This is a genomic window from Methylocystis sp. Se48 (genome assembly GCF_056269425.1).
This window is the reverse complement of record NZ_CM149850.1, coordinates 2,543,143-2,559,260: the sequence shown is the minus strand read 5'-3', so window position 1 is coordinate 2,559,260 and position 16,118 is coordinate 2,543,143. Positions and strand designations below refer to the sequence as shown.

The window sequence follows — 16,118 nt, the reverse complement described above, 5'->3', positions numbered from 1 at the left end:
CCGCGACATTTTGCGCCAATGGCGACGCTTGAAAGGCGCTCGGCCGCCGACCAACTCTTACACGGACCGACGCCGTTCGTCGCTCCAACGGGTTTGTCAGATCGAGCATTTCGCTTACGGAGGCAGATATGGCGGAACAGCAGAACACCCCCGCAAAAAAGGACGCCGGCGCGATGATCCCTACGGATTTGTGGGATTGGCGTCCTTTCGAGGCGCTGCGTCGTCAACTTGACCGCTTCTTCGACGAAGCGCCGTTGCAGAAGCGCTCGGGCGATCTCGAGCCCTTCGAGCGTTTCATGGGATGGCAGGGAATGCCGCCCGTGGATTTCGTCGAACGCGACGCGGAATATGAAGTGACCGCGGAGCTCCCGGGCCTCGACCAGAAGGACGTGGAAGTAAAGGTCGCGAATGGCGCGCTCGTGATCCACGGCGAGAAGAAAATGGAGCGCGAGGAGAAGGAAGAGGGAATGTTCTTCTCGGAACGCCGCTACGGCTCCTTCAAGCGCAGCTTCCGCCTGCCGGAGAACGTCGACGCCGGGAAGATCGCCGCCGTTTTCGAAAAGGGCGTGCTGAAGGTCACCATGCCCAAGACCGCGCAGGCGAAGACCGAAGAAAAGAAAATCGACATCGCCGTGAAGTGAGGCGCCGCCGATAAAGGCGTTGCGCCCATCATATGAACTTTGCAGGATAGCCAGGGCGCGCCGTAATTTGGCGCGCCTTTTTCTGTAGTCAGCTCGCGCGGCGCGCCTCCTCGACCGGCCGGCGCATCAGCCGCGGCAGGACGAGATGCGGCAGCACGCCCTCGCGGATAACCGCGCGGCGCAGCGGACCCAGCGCCGCGACGGCGATGAAGCTCGCGCCGCGGAAGAGGTCGACCGGCAGATAAGGGATGATCAGCGAGCGGTTGAGCACGTCGACGCCATGCGTGCGGAAACCGATGTCGGCGCGGCGATGGCGGTCGTAGCGAGCAAGCGCGCGCGACAGCTCCCGCTCGTTCTTCAGATCGACGCTCCCGAGACAGTCTTCGAGATCGGCCACGTCGCGCAGGCTCAGATTTAGGCCTTGCGCGCCGATCGGCGGAAATACGTGGCAGGTTTCCCCAACGAGAGCGAGACGGCCTCTGGCGTGCTGCGACACCTGCATGCCGCCCATGCGGAACTGACCGATGTCGCTTTCGATCTTCATCGTCCCGAATTCGGACTTGGCGTAGTCCTCGATTTCATATTCCAGCTCCTCGCGCGGCTTGGCGAGCCGGCGGCGCGCGTCCGCGACGCTCATCAGCCAGACGAGACTCGACCGGTGCGGGGCGTCCTCGTGGGCCGGCAGCGGCACGAGGGTGAAGGGGCCGGAGCGCGTGTGCCACTCGGTCGACATGTTGTCGTGGGGGAATTCGTGGCGCAGCATCATGGTGAGCGCGATCTGCGGATAGGTCCATTCCTTCACGTCGATGCCCGCGACCGCGCGCGCGCGGCTGTTGCGGCCGTCGGCGGCGACGATGAAATCCGCCTCGACGCGGCGCCCGTCGGCGAGGATCGCGGCGGCGGTCGCGCCGTTGAATTCGTAATCGACGATGTCTGCTTCGATCAGCTCGATCTCCGGGCGCGCGCGCACGAGGTCGAGCAGCACGCCGACGAGTTCGTCGTTGGAGATGTTGACGCCGAGCGCCGGGAGATCGACTTCGCTCGCGCGCAACGTTAGTTCCGGCACGGGAAAGAGCTGGTCCGTGTCGTCGATCATGCGGATCGCCTCGACCGGGCAGGCGAGCGCCCTTACGCGCTCCAGGGCGCCGAGCGCGTCCAGAAATCGGACGGACGCCTCGAACAGCGCGACCGTGCGGCCCGGGAGGGGCGGCGGGATGCGGCCGACGAGCGCCGTTTTAAGGCCCGACTGCGCGAAGGCGAGGGCGGCGGCGAGTCCGGTCGAGCCGGCGCCGGCCACGAGAATGTCGGTCTTCGTCGTCGCGCCGGCGGGCGCGTAAACTTCGGTCATGGAGAACTCCTGCTGTTGCGGGTGTTATAGCGGCCCGCGCCCTGCAGGGCGAGGGTCGGCGCGGCGCGTTTTGCCGCGCCGCCGAGCCCCCGCGATTCGAAGCCTTTCAAAATCTCCGAGCCATTCTGGGGCGCGCCGGCGCCGTCCGGGGGATGCGTCGCGCGGGGAGGCGGCGTCACAGCCGCGACACGGTTTTGTCGTTTGAACGGCGCGCGCTAGATGAAACAAGGGAAAAATCGGAGGACTCGATGGTGAAGGCGATCCGCGTGCATCGGCCGGGCGGCCCGGAGGCGTTGCAGCTCGAGGAGACGGAGCTTGCGCCGCCGGGGCCGGGCGAGGTGCAGATCCGGCATCGCGCCATCGGCGTCAATTTCATCGACATCTACCGGCGCACCGGCGCCTATCCGGCGGAATATCCGTTCGTGCCCGGCCACGAGGGCGCGGGTCAGATCGTCGCCGTGGGGGAGGGCGTCAAGGACTTCGAGGAAGGCGATCGCGTGGCGTATGTCGGCGCGCTCGGCGGCTACGCCGAGGCGCGCAACATCGCGGCCGATTCGGTGATTCACCTGCCGAAGTCGATCAGCTACGAGCAGGGCGCCGTGATGATGCTCAAGGGGCTGACTGCGCAATATCTGCTGCGGCGGACCTTCCGCGTCAAAAAGGGCCATCGCGTTCTCGTCCATGCGGGCGCGGGCGGCGTGGGGCAGTTGCTCTGCCAATGGGCAAGCGCGCTCGGCGCCAAGGTCGTCGCCACCGTCGGCTCGCCAGAGAAGGCGGAGATCGCGCGCAAGGCCGGCGCGGACGAGACGATCCTCTACCGGGAGGAGAATTTCGCCGAGCGGGTGCGGGAAATCACCAAGGGCCGCCTCTGTCACGTCGTCTACGACGGCGTGGGGCGCGCGACCTTTCCGGCCTCACTCGACTGTCTTGAACCTTTCGGCATGTTCGTGAGCTTCGGCTCGGCCTCCGGCCCCATCGAGGCGTTCGACATCGGGCTGCTGGCGCAAAAGGGCTCTCTCTACGCGACCCGGCCCTCGCTTTTCAATCACATCGCGAAGCGCCGCGATTATGAGGAGATGGCCGAGGACATGATCCACGCGATCAAGCGTGGACAGCTGACGATCGAGCCCCCCGAGTCCTTCCCCCTGTCGGAAGCCGCGCAGGTTCACGCCGCCCTCGAATCGCGGCAAACGGCTGGGGCGATGGTGTTGGTTCCTTAGGTCGACGCGGATGAAGCTCCGTGCGAGCCGTTTTCCTACAATTTCGGCTTGTGTTGCCTTTCGGCCACAAATATGCGCGCGGGTGGGAGAATCAGCCTCAAGCGATTGAAAATCCGATCTTTCAATGAGCTCTTTCCGGAGAGTCCACGAGCGGGGAGGGCGCTTTGACCCGCGTCAAGGCGTCCTTTTCCCGCAAAGCTGGCGCCTGCGATGAAAAATGCGCGAGCTTTTTTCAGGAAATGAGCTATTGTGAAGTTGTTCTGGCTTTGAGGTTCCTCCCGCCTCTCGATTAGCCCGAACTGCCTCAAAGACCCGGCTGAAGACGCCGGGTTTTTTTCTGAACGCCCCGCGCCCTGGGCGTTTGATGTTGCATTCCGTGACAAAGAGTCCCATCCTATTTTCGCGGTCGCCGAACGGGCCGCGAAGCATGAGGGTTGCAACGCTGTCGACAAGTGTTCATCCGGGAGCGGAACGTCCGCTCCAGCCGGCAATCGGCGCAAAGTCGCCGTTGGATGGCTCGATCGCGCAGAGTGTCCTCAAAGCGCTGGACGAGACGAAAGCCGAGGACATCATTTCCATAGACCTGCGCGGAAAGACCCCGCTCGCCGATGAAATGATCATCGCGACCGGACGCTCGACCGTGCATGTCGGCGCTATCGCCGACAAGGTCATCAAGGCTTGCAAGGCGGTGGGCGTCACGGCCCGCGTCGCGGGCCTTCCCCAGTGCGACTGGGTGCTGATCGACGCCGGCGACGTCATCGTCCACATTTTCCGTCCCGAGGTGCGCCAGTTTTACAACCTCGAGAAAATGTGGGGCGGCGACCGGCCGGTGGAGATGCGGCTGGTCTGACCCATCGGGCCGGAGCCGCATTGCGGTTTTCGGGCCAGATGATGCGAGCGAAGAGCCTGCCGCCGTGCGACTGGGTCTAATTTGCGTGGGCCGGATGAAGGCCGGTCCCGAGAGAGACCTTTATGGGCGCTACGCCGAACGCATCGCCGCGCTGCGCCGCATCGGGCTGGAGGGGCTCGACCTCCGCGAAATCGACGAATCCAGAGCCAAAAACCCGGCCGAGCGCGTAGCGCGCGAGGGCGAGGAAATGATCGGCCTGCTGCCCGCCGACGCGGCGCTGGCGGTCTTCGACGAGCGGGGCAAGCCCGTCGACAGCGCGGATTTCGCCGGCTTCATCGGCCGCGAGCGCGACGCGGGCCGGAAGGCGTTGTGGTTCGCGATCGGCGGCTCCGAGGGGCTCGATCCCGCCGTGCGCGCGCGGGCGGCGGCGGTGTTTTCCTTCGGCGGGATGACCCTGCCGCACCAGCTCGTGCGGATACTGGCGGCGGAGCAGATTTATCGGGCGATGACGATTCTCTCGGGCCACCCCTACCATCGGGGATGACTATCCCGGCGGCCAGGCCGCCTCGCGCAGATATTTCCCGTTTGCCCACCCTTTGCGCCCCGCGCCGTCCTCGACCCGGCACCAGCGCTGACCGCGCGTATTCTTGCAACCATGGTTCTTCATGATCGCGGTGTTGAGAACCTGCGTCACGATCCCGGCGCGGGGCGAGGGCGCGGCGCGCACCTTGAGCGTGTCGCCCTTCGGAACGCCCGTCACCTCCCAATAGTCCGGCCCGCCCGTGAGCCCGTCGGCGAAGTCCGGGCCTCTCTCGTCGGTCGCGCCCTTGGCGCCGACCGAGATGGTCAGCGTATATCTCGCGGTCGCGCCCCGCCGCGCCTCGTTGCGCATGAGATAGACCCGCGCCGTATAGTCGCCGGCCACCGGGGCGACGCCGCTGAAGGACGCGCCCGAGGTCGAGCCGACGAAAATCGCCTCCTCCGAGCCCGGCGGATTGATGTTGAAGTAATTGCCGCCCTTGCCCGACTTGAGCGTCGCCGCGATCGACTCGCCCGCGCCGGCGGGAAACACGTAATCCTTCGTCGCATAGCCCTTGACGGTCCCTTTGATCGTCGCGCGGCCGTCCTTGAACGTTACGCGTTGAACCGTGGAGGCGTTCTGCCCGATCGCAAGCGACGGGAGCAGGGCGAGGCCCAATGCAAGCAATGATCCGCGCAACATGAATCCCATCGGGCGCTCCCTGGACGTCGAGCGGCGTTTCTTCCGCCGCGCCGTCCACGTTAGCCGGAGTTGCGCGCCCGCGCGACCCTTCGGGTCTTTACCGCCCCGCCGTCCTGCGCTAAACCCCGCCCGTAACGAGCCCTTCGCGTTACGCGCGCGGGGCTTTTGCCGTTTTTGAAGGTTCGAAGACAAGATCATGGCGAATGTGGCGGTGGTCGGCGCCCAGTGGGGCGACGAGGGCAAGGGCAAGATCGTCGACTGGCTCTCGCTGGAGGCGGATGTCGTCGTGCGCTTCCAGGGCGGCCACAACGCCGGCCATACGCTCGTCATCGACGGCAAGACCTACAAGCTCGCGCTGCTGCCGTCCGGCATCGTGCGGCCGGGCAAGCTTTCCGTCATCGGCAACGGGGTCGTCGTCGATCCGCATTTCCTCGTCGGCGAGATTGACCGTCTGCGGGAGCAGGGCGTCGAGATCGCGCCCGCCAATTTCAAGGTCGCGGAGAACGCGCCGCTCATCCTCTCCCTGCATCGGGAGCTCGACGCCCATCGCGAGGAGGCCGCCGGCGGCGGCGCCAAGATCGGCACCACCAAGCGCGGCATCGGCCCGGCTTACGAGGACAAGGTCGGCCGCCGCTCCATCCGCCTGATGGACCTCGCCGAGCCCGATATGCTCGACGACAAGATTTCCCGCGTCCTCGCGCATCACAACCCCTTGCGCCGCGGCCTCGGTCTGCCGGAGGTCGCCCCGGCGACGCTGCGGGAAGAGCTGCTCTCGGTCGCGCCGAAAATCCTTCCCTTCATGGACGCCGTCTGGGATCTGCTCGACGCCCAGCGCCGCGCCGGCAAGCGCATCCTCTTCGAGGGCGCGCAGGGCGTTCTGCTCGACGTCGATCACGGCACCTACCCTTACGTGACGTCATCAAATACGGTCGCGGCCTCGGCCGCGAGCGGCTCAGGGTTGGGGCCAGGCGCGATCGGTTATGTGCTTGGCATCGCCAAGGCCTATACGACGCGCGTCGGCGGCGGGCCCTTCCCGACCGAGCTCAACGACGCCATCGGCGAGCTGATCGGCGACCGCGGCCATGAATTCGGGACCAACACGGGCCGGCGCCGGCGCTGCGGCTGGTTCGACGCCGTGCTCACGCGCCAGGCGGTGAAGACCTCGGGCGTCAATGGCGTCGCGCTGACGAAGCTCGACATTCTCGACGGCTTCGAGGAAATCAAGATCTGCACCCACTACATGCTGGACGGGGCGCGCATCGACCGCCTGCCGGCGTCGCAATCGGCGCAATCGCGGGTGACGCCCGTTTACGAGAGCTTCCCCGGCTGGAAGGAGACGACGAGCGGCGCCCGAAGCTGGGCCGAGCTTCCGGCCCAGGCGATCAAATATGTCCGCCGCATAGAGGAGCTGATTGGAGCGCCCGTCGCGCTGTTGTCCACGAGCCCCGAGCGCGACGACACGATCCTCGTGCACAATCCGTTTCAGGACTGACGGTTTCCGCTCGCGCCCGCGCGCTGCGTGCGAGAACGTCAGTGGCCGACGCGTTCCCTGGCGACCGCTGGAGTGGCGACCGGACTCTTCGGACATGAATGGACGATCGGGAGCGGCATTCGGTAAACACCCGGACGCTATCATTTCGGCTGGCCGTGATTCCAGAGGGCGCGCCGGAGCGGAGAGCGCGAACCGATGCGTTAACCGTGCGACGACGCGAGCGGATTGGGGCCTGCGTCGCTGAGCTTCACCAGCGTGCTGCGATCCGTGTGCTTGAACGGCGTCCCCCCATTGACCATCAGCGTCGTGGTTTCGTCATAGGACCATGTGCCATCGGCGTTGACGGCCACCCTGATTCGATACTCGTCCGTTCTGAACGCCTCCTCTAGAAACGGATTGGAGCAAATCCCATAGGTCGTCACGCCCCGAGTCGCGACGAGTTCGAATTCCGTCGCATCGGGGTCCGCCTTGCCAACCGCCATCGCCGTCTGGCCGCGCGGAATGGCGAGCGTCTGAATGATGACGCCGGTCGATGGCTCCCAGAGCCAGTAGCCGACCTGGTCGTGATAGGTTTCCACTTCGCCCGGCTTCACGACATGCTGATGGTAGCGCAGCCCGTAAAAAAGCTGCGGCCCGTTGGTCTGGGGGTCGATCGGCTCCAGCACGATGCGGTCGATGTAAGTCTGCGTTTGCGGCCCATCGGCCTTCGGGTTCACGTCGACGCCCTTGACGCCGCGCCAGACGCCGGCCATGGGGCGCAGCGGTCCGAGATTTCTCAAGGTATCGTTGTCGACATCCGCCGGCTCGGTGAAAATGTCCCGCCCATAGGCGGCGTAAAGCTCCGTCATGCGATGTCCTTCCTTGCGTGTGCTCGGGCGCCTCGTCCACGAGTTTCCCCCCAATGTTTTCGTCAGCAATGAGGCCACAAATCCAGCCGATCGAAAAGGGCGCGCGAAGGGGGCGCGGCACGACCCATGTCGAGGGGGTTCGTCGGACTTGCGTCCCTCTGCGGCTCTCGCCATATCGCGGGAGAGGGAGGATCAGCATGGCCGTAACCCCGCTCGACACTACTCTGGCGCCCGCGCTGCGACTGCATGCGCTCGACAGCGAAGATCTCGCGCTTCTTTCCGCGCATCTTCAGGACGCGCTGGTGCGCGTCGGCGACATCGCCTATCTGCCCGCCAAGCGCCGCTTTGCGCTCGTCGGCTCGCGCTTTGATTGGGCGGCGGAGATGGAGGGGCGGCTCGAACGCTGCCGGTCGGGGCTGCATTTCGAAGGGGTGCAGCGCGTGCGCTGCAACCGCGTCTCGCGCGACCAGCCGGATGTGATCCTCGTCCTTCTCGCCGTCACATTCGAACCCGGGCCGGAGGCCCCCGGCGGAACCATCCGGCTGACCTTCGCGGGCGGCGCGGCGATTTGTCTCGATGTGGAATGCGTGGAGGCGCAGCTTTGCGACATCGGCCCGCGCTGGCGGACGGCGTCGCGTCCGACCCACGACGCGCATTACCAAACTTGACGAAAACGCTCCACAAGGGTCATGACAACCGCGTCACCCCGGTTGGAGATGGAAATGACCCTGCGCCTGGACGCCGCCGCCCCTGATTTCGAGCAGCAATTCGTGTCCCTGCTCGCCATGAAGCGGGAATCGTCACAGGACGTCGACGACACAGTCCGCGGCATCATCGAGGACGTGATCGCCCGCGGCGACGAGGCGCTGATCGACTATTCCAAACGCTTCGACCGCATCGACCTGTCGCAGACTGGCATCGCCGTGTCCGCCGCCGAGGTCGCGGCCGCCGAAGCCAACTGCTCGAAGGAGCAACTCGCGGCGCTCGATCTCGCGCTCGAGCGCATCGCCGCCTTCCACGAAAAGCAGAAGCCCGAGGATGTGCGCTATCGCGACGCGGCGGGCGTCGAACTTGGCTGGCGCTGGTCGCCCCTCGATTCGGTCGGCCTCTATGTGCCGGGCGGCACGGCCGCCTATCCGTCCTCGGTGGCGATGAACGTCGTCCCCGCCAAGGTCGCGGGGGTGAAGCGCATCGTGATGGTCGTTCCGACGCCGGGCGGCCATGTCGAACCGCTGGTGCTCGCCGCCGCGAAGCGCTCCGGCATCGATGAGATCTATCGCATCGGCGGCGCGCAGGCGGTGGCGGCGCTGGCCTATGGCACGAAGACCATCGCCCCCGTCGCCAAGATCGTCGGCCCCGGCAACGCCTGGGTCGCGGCCGCGAAGCGCCGCGTTTTCGGCCAGGTGGGCATCGACATGATCGCCGGACCGTCCGAGGTCCTGATCCTCGCCGACAAGACCGCGAATCCCGACTGGATCGCCGCCGATCTGCTGGCGCAGGCGGAGCACGACGAATCCGCGCAGTCGATCCTCATCACCGACGACGCCACGCTCGCCGACGCGACCGTCGCTGCGGTGGAGCGGCATCTCGCGACGCTCTCTCGCGCCGAAATCGCCGGCGCCTCCTGGCGCGACTACGGCGCCGTGATCCTCGTCAAAAAGCTCGCGGAGGCCTTGCCGCTCGCGGATCGCATCGCCGCCGAACATCTCGAAATCATCAGCGTGGAAGCGGAGGAGCTCGCCGCGCGCGTCTCCAACGCGGGCGCGATCTTCATCGGCGGCTATACGCCGGAGGCGATCGGCGATTACGTCGGCGGCAGCAATCACGTCCTGCCGACGGCGCGTTCGGCGCGTTTCTCCTCCGGCCTCAGCGTGCTCGATTTCGTGAAGCGCACCTCGATCCTGAAATGCGACGCAGACTCGCTGCGCGCGATCGGCGCCGCGGCCGTCACGCTCGGCGACGCGGAGGGACTGCAGGCCCACGCGCGCTCGGTCTCGATCCGTCTCAATTCTCTCGGGGCCTAGCGTGGACGCCAGCGCTCACAACCGCCTGATTTCGGTCACGCTCGACGAGAATTCGATCGGGCGCGGCTCGGCCGATCAGGAACACGAGCGCGCGATCGCGATCTACGATCTCATTGAGGATAACAGCTTCACGCTCGTCGGCCACGACGGCGGGCCTTACGCCCTCACGATTTCGCTGATGGACGCGAAGCTCGTTTTCGATATACGCGACAAGGCGGGCGCCAGCGTTGTCACGCACATTCTGTCGCTGACCCCGTTCAAGCGCATTCTCAAAGATTATTTCATGATCTGCGACGCCTATTACGCGGCGATCCGCACGGCGACGCCGAGCCGGATCGAGGCGATCGACATGGGTCGGCGCGGCCTGCACAACGAGGGCGCGCAGCTGCTGCAGGAGCGGCTCAAGGGCAAGATCGATTGCGATCAGGACACCGCGCGGCGGCTCTTCACCCTGATCACGGCCCTGCACTGGAAGGGGTGAGGCGGATGGCGGCGTTTTCCGCCGGCGTCGACGCCTCTTCGGCGATGAAAACGCGGTAGCGACAATGCCCCGTCCGCAATCCGTCCTCTTCGCCTGCACGATGAACACGGTGCGCTCGCCTATGGCCGAGGCCATAGCGCGGCATTATTTCGGCCGCGAAATCTATTTCGCCTCCGCCGGCATCAAGCGCGGCGAGCCCGATCCCTTCGCCGTCGCCGCCATGGACGAGATCGGCGTCGACATGTCGCGCCACAGGCCCCACACCTTCGAAGATCTCGAGGATTCTAATTTCGACCTCATCGTCACGCTCTCGCCGGAAGCGCATCACAAGGCGCTGGAGTTTACGCGGACGATGGCGGTCGAGGTCGTTTACTGGCCGACGCCGGACGCCACCGCGACGCAGGGCTCGCGCGAGGCGATTCTTTCCGCTTATCGCGACGTGCGCGACCGGCTGACGTCGCGAATCAAGGAGTTGCTCGCGCCGGGCAGGTGACGGGGCGGACGATGCGACGGACTATTTTTTCATCTTGGCGCAAAAGCGCTGCGCCAGCGCGATGAGCTTGCGGTCCGTCCCGCCCCGCCCGACGAAGGACAGCGCCACCGGCGCTTCGGTCGTTGGCAGGGGCAGGCTGATCTGCGGCAGGCCCCAATAGCTGGCGATGAGGAAGAGCCGCATCATCTGGTAGCGCTTGGCGTCGAGCTGCTCCTCGCTCTCGGTGAGGAGCGGCGAGCGGAAGGGCGCCGTCGGCATGACGAGAAAGCCCTTGTCGCCGAGCAGCGCGTCGATGCGCCTCCTCGCCTCCTCGCCGAAAGCCAGCGCCGCCTTCTTCTGGTCGAGCGTCACTTTCGAGGCGATGGCGAAGCGCTCCTCGACGCCCTTCCCGAAGGTTGGATGGTTCGCGCCGATCCAGGCGCCGTGCGAGGCCCAGGCTTCATGCGCCTGAAGATTGCGAAAATGCGCGAGCGCCGTCTTGAGGAAATCGTCGTCGAGCCGGCCCTCGCGCCATGGCCCGCTTTTCAGCATGTCGATGGCGGGCGCCGCGGCGGCGGCGAATTCCGTTTCGACGCCGCGAAAAGCGTCGCTCAGCAGCACGGCCTCCTCGTAGTCCTCCGCGCCGGAGTCGGGCGGCAATAGCGCATCGCCGACGGCCGCCATGCAGCCGAGATCGCGGGCGAACCAGCCGATGACGTCGAGGGAGGGCGCGAGCGGCGCGACGCCGTCGACGGAAATCGCGCTATGCGTGGAGCGGAAGCCGAAAACGCCGCAAAAGGCCGCGGGCGCGCGACAGGAGCCGGCCGTATCCGTCCCCAGCGCGAAGGTCACGAGGCCGGCGGCGACGGCGACGGCCGAACCGGACGAGGAGCCGCCGGGATGCCGATCTTGCGCTGCGGGGTTGATCGGCGTTCCAAAATGCGGATTGGCGCCGAGCAGACTGTAAGCCATCTCGTCCATATGCGCCTTACCGACGAGCCGTGCGCCCGCTGCGAGGAGCCTGTCGACGACGGCCGCGTTCGCCCGCGCGGGCGGATGCGTCGCCGCCCATTGCGGATGGCCGTTGGTGGAGACCTGCCCGGCGACGTCGATGTTTTCCTTGACGACGAAGGTCGCGCCGGAAAGAGGCCCCGCGCCCTCCAACTCTTCATTGAGTACGACAGACAACGCGCCGAGATCGACATTCATCGCCGCAACTCCCCGCATGTCGCGCTAAAGTGGAACGTCGCCGGCAATTATTCGCCGATAAAGCGCCGAATCCAAGGCCTCATATATCGGCCGGTCGGGAGCGGCGAAAAAGACCGGCTCGTCGATGGCGCTCGGGTCGAAGCCCTGAACCGCAAGTTCACGCTTGCGATGCTTGAACGTTTCCGTGACCTCCAGCTTGCGGGAAAGACGCAGGAACAGCGGCCACGCGTAAGAGGGCAATTGCGCGGAGAGATGCGCGCGCAGTCCGGTCATGTCGAAGCTGTCGTCCACGACGAGCGCCGCCATCCCGGCGCGGCCATCGCGGGCGGGAACGTCCACGCCGTAAACGGTGACGTCCTGTACGCCCGGATAAGACGCGATCGCCTGCGCCACTTCCGCCGTCGCAACATTCTCGCCTTTCCAGCGGAAAGTGTCGCCGACCCGATCGACGAAATAGAAAAAACCGCGCGCGTCACGGCGCATCAGATCGCCGCTTCGCATCCAGGCGTCCCCCCGCCGGAAAACATCGCGCAGAATCTTTTTTTCCGACGCTGCGCGATCAAGATAGCCTTCGAAATCATTGGCGATGCGGGCGATCGCCTCGCCCGGCTCGTCGGTGGCGCAGGGAATGCACAAGCCGTTGTCCGCGCGTAGCGGCGCGTCATTATCCATGTCGTATCTGACGAGGCTCACGGCGCGACTTGCCGCGAGAAACGCGGGGATGCGGCCAATGGCGCCGGGCTCGCCCTCGACATTGTAGAGCGAGAAATTGCTTTCCGTCGCGGCGTAGAATTCGAGAATGCGCGGAATGCCGGAGCGTTCCTGAAAAATGGACCACACTTCCGGACGCAGTCCATTCCCGATCGCCATGCGCAACCTGTGCTTCCGTTCGCTTTCGCTCGCTGGCGCATGCGCGAGATAACGGCAGAGTTCGCCAATGTATTGGAACAAAGTGCAATCATAGCGGCGGATGTCGTCCCAGAACGCAGAGACGGAAAAACGCTCGCGCAGCACGACCGATCCGCCGCCGAGCAGCGTCGCCCAGACAGCCACGACGCCCCCGACGGAATGATAGAGCGGCAAGCAGTCGTACATGCGGTCGTCGGGCGTGACGTCGACCAGGCCGCAGAACCACAACGCCCAATTCATCACGCGCCGGTGCGAGACGATGGCGGCCTTCGGAAGGCCGGTTGTGCCGGAAGTGTAAATATAAAGCGCATGGTCCGATAGGGTTGGTCGCACATTGTCCGCTAACTCCAACGGCGCGATCGATTGCGCCGCCAATTCGGCTTCCAGCGCGTCGTCACAGACGACGAGGCGCGCATCGTCGGAACTCCGCAACGCCTCGACGCAAGGCAGAGCGCAACTTTGGGAGGAAAAAACAACGCGCGGTGAGGCGACGCGGATGCAATGCGCCAGCGCTGCGCCACTCAAATTGTTGTTGATCAATGCGACGACAACGCCGATGCGCGTCAGGCCAAGCCAGATCGCGATATAGTCCGGCCGGTTCTCCATGACGAGCGCCACCGTGTCGCCTTTGGCGAACCCCTGCGCGAGTCCCCAGCGCGCGTAGCGTAACGAACGCTCCGCGAGTTGACGAAAGGTGAATCCGCCGCCATCGCTGAGAAGCGCCGGAGCGTCGCCGCGCCGGACGACAATCTCGTCGAATGCGACGGCCAGCGTGCGCAGCGGATTTTGTTCGATCGGCGCAGTGAGTTTCAGCGCACGCAGCCAGTCCTTGTTAACCGATCGCCCCGGTGCGGGCGCCTGGACGGCCGTTTCTGAAGGGGTCATCTTGGATCACCGGAAATTGGTTTATGCGCCGCAAGTGCGCCGTCGATCAACCATATCCGATAATCCCCAGAAAATCCGGAGGAAAGAATCGTCCCTTGTTAGGGTTACGACGCGCTTTTCATCGCAGCGTCTGGGAAAGCCCCTTAAATGTTTAGACGATTTATCTGCATCGGGAACGAGAATGCCCGGCGCAGGCCACGGCGGCGGGCGCCGCGGGAGAAAGATCACATGCGTAACGAAACAATCGCGGTGCATGGCGGCTATGAAGGCGATCCGACGACCCGCTCTGTCGCCGTTCCGATTTATCAGACTGTGGCCTATGAGTTCGAGAGCGCCGATCACGCCGCCGCGCTTTTCGATCTCGAGGAGGAGGGTTTTCGATATAGCCGGATCGCCAACCCGACCACGGCGATCCTTGAGCGCCGCGTCGCGGCGCTGGAGGGAGGCGTCGGCGCGTTGGCGGTCGCTACGGGGCAGGCGGCCCTTTACTACTCTTTCGCTAATGTAGCGGACTGCGGCGGCAACATTGTCGCCGCGCCGACGCTCTATGGCGCGACCCACACGCTTCTCCAGCATGTGATGGGACGCCAGGGCGTACAGGTGCGATTTGCCGCGAGCGGCTCGCCCGCCGACATGGAAGCGATGATCAACCGCGAAACAAAGGCCGTTTTTTGCGAAAGCGTCGGCAATCCCGCGGGCAATATCTGCGATATCGAAGCGCTCGCCGCAGTGGCGCACGCCCACGGCGTTCCGCTTATCGTCGACAATACGGTCGCCACGCCAATTCTGTTACGACCCATCGAGCACGGCGCCGACATCGTCGTTCATTCCATGACGAAATTCATGGGCGGACACGGCACGACGCTCGGCGGCATCATTATCGATAGCGGCCGATTTCCCTGGACGAAATATCCCGAACGTTTTCCGACATTCAACGAGCCGGACGCGTCCTATCACGGACTCGTTTACGCAAAGCGCTTCGGAGAAAACGCCTACATCGCAAGGGCGCGCAGCGTTTATCAGCGAACAACCGGCGCCGTGCTGTCGCCCTTCAATGCGTTTCTCCTGCTACAGGGACTGGAAACCGTCGCTCTGCGTGTCGAACGCCATGTCGAAAACGCGCGCAAGGTGGCTGAGTTCCTTCGCGACGACCCGCGCGTCGCCTGGGTCAATTACGCCGGCTTTCAGGAAAGCCCCTACTATCGCCTGGCGCAGAAATACCTCGGCGGTCGCGTTCCTTCGCTCCTGACTTTCGGCGTGAAAGGCGGTCTCGACGCCGGCAAGCGCGCATACGACTCGCTCTCGATCATCAAGCGACTCGTGAATATCGGCGACGCCAAGTCGCTCGCCTGTCATCCGGCCTCCACCACGCATCGGCAGATGTCGCCGCAAGAACAGGCAAAAGCGGGCGTAATGCCCGAGATGCTCCGCCTCAGCATCGGCATCGAGCATATCGACGACATCATCGACGATCTCGACCGCGCGCTCGCGGCGGCGGCAAGCGCTCCCCGGACGTCGAAGCTCACGGAGGCTGCGCTATGACCGGACCGGCGTCGCGCAAGGACAAGATTCTGGAGATCGCGCTCGTCAACAACATGCCCGATCAGGCGCTCGCGGCGACTCAGACGCAGTTCGCGCGACTGGTTCGCGCGGGCGCCGAAGGACGGGCAATCCGATGGAGATGCTATTCGCTTCCCGGAATGGAGCGAAGCGAAACAGCGCGGCGCTATCTCGCGCGCAATCACGAAGATATTGAGACGCTCTATCGTCGCGGGGCCGACGCCTTGATCGTCACCGGGTGCGAACCCAGAGCCGCGCGTCTCGACCAGGAGCCCTATTGGCCGCAGTTACAAACGCTGGTGGATTGGGCGGCGACGCATACGGCTTCGACGATCTGGTCGTGTCTTGCAGCGCATGCGGCGGTGTTGCATCTTTCCGGCGTTCAGCGGGAGCGGATGCGGAAAAAGGTGAGCGGAGTTTATGCCTTCGAGCCCGTACGGAAACATTGGGCCGGGCAAACGGAAAAAGGCGCCGCGCTCGTGCCTCACTCACGGCACAACGGGCTCCGACCCGACGCCTTGGAGGCAAAAGGGTTCACGATCGCTTCAATTTCAACCGAGGTCGGCGTAGATACATTCTGGCGTGAGGAGCCGAGTCTCTTCGTTTTTCTTCAGGGGCATCCCGAGTATGACGCAGAGACCTTGCTGAAGGAGTATCGCCGCGACGTTCTTCGCTACCTCGGCGGCGAACGCTCTGATTATCCGGAGCAGCCAGCCAATTACTTCAGTCCGGCCGTTTCAGAAGAATTGGACGCGTTGCGGATCGCCGTGATGTCAGGCGATGAAGTATGTGCGGCGGATCGGCTCTCCGCTGTGCTATCGCAGCAGGCGTGCGACATGCGGTGGCGGGATCATTCGATCGCTCTCTATCGTGACTGGTTGCGAGTGATTTCGGAAAGAACGGGAGTATGGCGCGAAATCGCCTGAGCAGAAAAGCGGCGCCGCGTTTGGCGCCGCG

At 64.9% G+C, this 16,118-nt stretch carries 16 protein-coding genes; 11 read left to right on the top strand and 5 right to left on the bottom strand.

Annotated features, from left to right (window positions below):
• Nucleotides 1–128: 128 nt before the first annotated feature.
• Nucleotides 129–641 carry an Hsp20/alpha crystallin family protein gene (locus tag ACV959_RS12595; protein WP_475736933.1) on the top strand — a complete coding sequence of 171 codons (513 nt, stop codon included), beginning with the start codon at nucleotides 129–131 and terminating at the stop codon, nucleotides 639–641.
• Nucleotides 642–729: 88 nt separating this feature from the next.
• On the opposite strand, the gene ACV959_RS12590 is transcribed toward ACV959_RS12595, so the two are convergent.
• The gene (locus tag ACV959_RS12590; protein ID WP_475736932.1) at nucleotides 730–1,989 is read right to left on the bottom strand and encodes an FAD-dependent monooxygenase; all 1,260 of its coding nucleotides are present in this window, start codon (nucleotides 1,987–1,989) and stop codon (nucleotides 730–732) included.
• 248 nt (nucleotides 1,990–2,237) lie between these two features.
• Between ACV959_RS12590 and ACV959_RS12585 the strand changes: the two genes are divergently transcribed.
• From ACV959_RS12585 to rlmH, 3 genes are all read left to right on the top strand, one after another.
• Complete coding sequence (locus ACV959_RS12585; RefSeq protein ID WP_475736931.1) at nucleotides 2,238–3,209, top strand: quinone oxidoreductase family protein; 972 nt, start codon at nucleotides 2,238–2,240, stop codon at nucleotides 3,207–3,209.
• Nucleotides 3,210–3,636: 427 nt separating this feature from the next.
• On the top strand, nucleotides 3,637–4,059 hold the full coding sequence (rsfS, locus tag ACV959_RS12580) for a ribosome silencing factor (RefSeq protein WP_475736930.1): 423 nt from the start codon (nucleotides 3,637–3,639) through the stop codon (nucleotides 4,057–4,059).
• 64 nt (nucleotides 4,060–4,123) lie between these two features.
• Nucleotides 4,124–4,603 (top strand): 23S rRNA (pseudouridine(1915)-N(3))-methyltransferase RlmH, encoded by a 480-nt coding sequence (gene rlmH / locus ACV959_RS12575; protein WP_475736929.1) that lies wholly within the window; start codon nucleotides 4,124–4,126, stop codon nucleotides 4,601–4,603.
• Here rlmH and ACV959_RS12570 read toward each other — a convergent pair whose 3' ends face one another.
• Complete coding sequence (locus ACV959_RS12570; protein ID WP_475736928.1) at nucleotides 4,604–5,290, bottom strand: SH3 domain-containing protein; 687 nt, start codon at nucleotides 5,288–5,290, stop codon at nucleotides 4,604–4,606.
• A 187-nt stretch (nucleotides 5,291–5,477) separates the two neighbouring features.
• Here ACV959_RS12570 and ACV959_RS12565 point away from each other — a divergent pair, with 187 nt between their 5' ends.
• Complete coding sequence (locus ACV959_RS12565) at nucleotides 5,478–6,773, top strand: adenylosuccinate synthase (protein ID WP_475736927.1); 1,296 nt, start codon at nucleotides 5,478–5,480, stop codon at nucleotides 6,771–6,773.
• Nucleotides 6,774–6,973: 200 nt separating this feature from the next.
• Here ACV959_RS12565 and ACV959_RS12560 read toward each other — a convergent pair whose 3' ends face one another.
• Nucleotides 6,974–7,621: an FABP family protein gene (locus ACV959_RS12560; protein WP_475736926.1), complete on the bottom strand. Its 648-nt coding sequence runs from the start codon at nucleotides 7,619–7,621 to the stop codon at nucleotides 6,974–6,976.
• Nucleotides 7,622–7,818: 197 nt separating this feature from the next.
• On the opposite strand from ACV959_RS12560, the gene ACV959_RS12555 reads away from it, so the two are divergent.
• The 4 genes from ACV959_RS12555 (at nucleotide 7,819) to ACV959_RS12540 (ending at nucleotide 10,619) form a co-directional block, all read left to right on the top strand.
• A complete protein-coding gene (locus ACV959_RS12555) occupies nucleotides 7,819–8,289 on the top strand; it encodes a DUF2948 family protein (protein WP_475736925.1) in 471 nt (156 codons plus the stop codon).
• Nucleotides 8,290–8,343: 54 nt separating this feature from the next.
• Nucleotides 8,344–9,645: a histidinol dehydrogenase gene (gene hisD, locus ACV959_RS12550; protein ID WP_475736924.1), complete on the top strand. Its 1,302-nt coding sequence runs from the start codon at nucleotides 8,344–8,346 to the stop codon at nucleotides 9,643–9,645.
• A 1-nt stretch (nucleotide 9,646) separates the two neighbouring features.
• Nucleotides 9,647–10,126 (top strand): UPF0262 family protein, encoded by a 480-nt coding sequence (locus tag ACV959_RS12545; protein WP_475736923.1) that lies wholly within the window; start codon nucleotides 9,647–9,649, stop codon nucleotides 10,124–10,126.
• 64 nt (nucleotides 10,127–10,190) lie between these two features.
• Nucleotides 10,191–10,619 (top strand): arsenate-mycothiol transferase ArsC, encoded by a 429-nt coding sequence (locus tag ACV959_RS12540; protein WP_475736922.1) that lies wholly within the window; start codon nucleotides 10,191–10,193, stop codon nucleotides 10,617–10,619.
• 21 nt (nucleotides 10,620–10,640) lie between these two features.
• Here ACV959_RS12540 and ACV959_RS12535 read toward each other — a convergent pair whose 3' ends face one another.
• Nucleotides 10,641–11,807, bottom strand: a complete 1,167-nt coding sequence (locus ACV959_RS12535; RefSeq protein WP_475736921.1) for an amidase — start codon at nucleotides 11,805–11,807, stop codon at nucleotides 10,641–10,643.
• A gap of 24 nt (nucleotides 11,808–11,831) precedes the next feature.
• Nucleotides 11,832–13,601, bottom strand: a complete 1,770-nt coding sequence (locus tag ACV959_RS12530) for a long-chain-acyl-CoA synthetase (RefSeq protein WP_475736920.1) — start codon at nucleotides 13,599–13,601, stop codon at nucleotides 11,832–11,834.
• A gap of 228 nt (nucleotides 13,602–13,829) precedes the next feature.
• Between ACV959_RS12530 and ACV959_RS12525 the strand changes: the two genes are divergently transcribed.
• Nucleotides 13,830–15,143, top strand: coding sequence for an O-acetylhomoserine aminocarboxypropyltransferase/cysteine synthase family protein (locus ACV959_RS12525; protein ID WP_475736919.1), 1,314 nt, complete (start codon nucleotides 13,830–13,832; stop codon nucleotides 15,141–15,143).
• A complete protein-coding gene (locus ACV959_RS12520) occupies nucleotides 15,140–16,087 on the top strand; it encodes a homoserine O-acetyltransferase/O-succinyltransferase family protein (protein WP_475736918.1) in 948 nt (315 codons plus the stop codon). Before ACV959_RS12525 ends, ACV959_RS12520 begins: the two co-directional genes overlap by 4 nt.
• Nucleotides 16,088–16,118 lie beyond the last annotated feature (31 nt).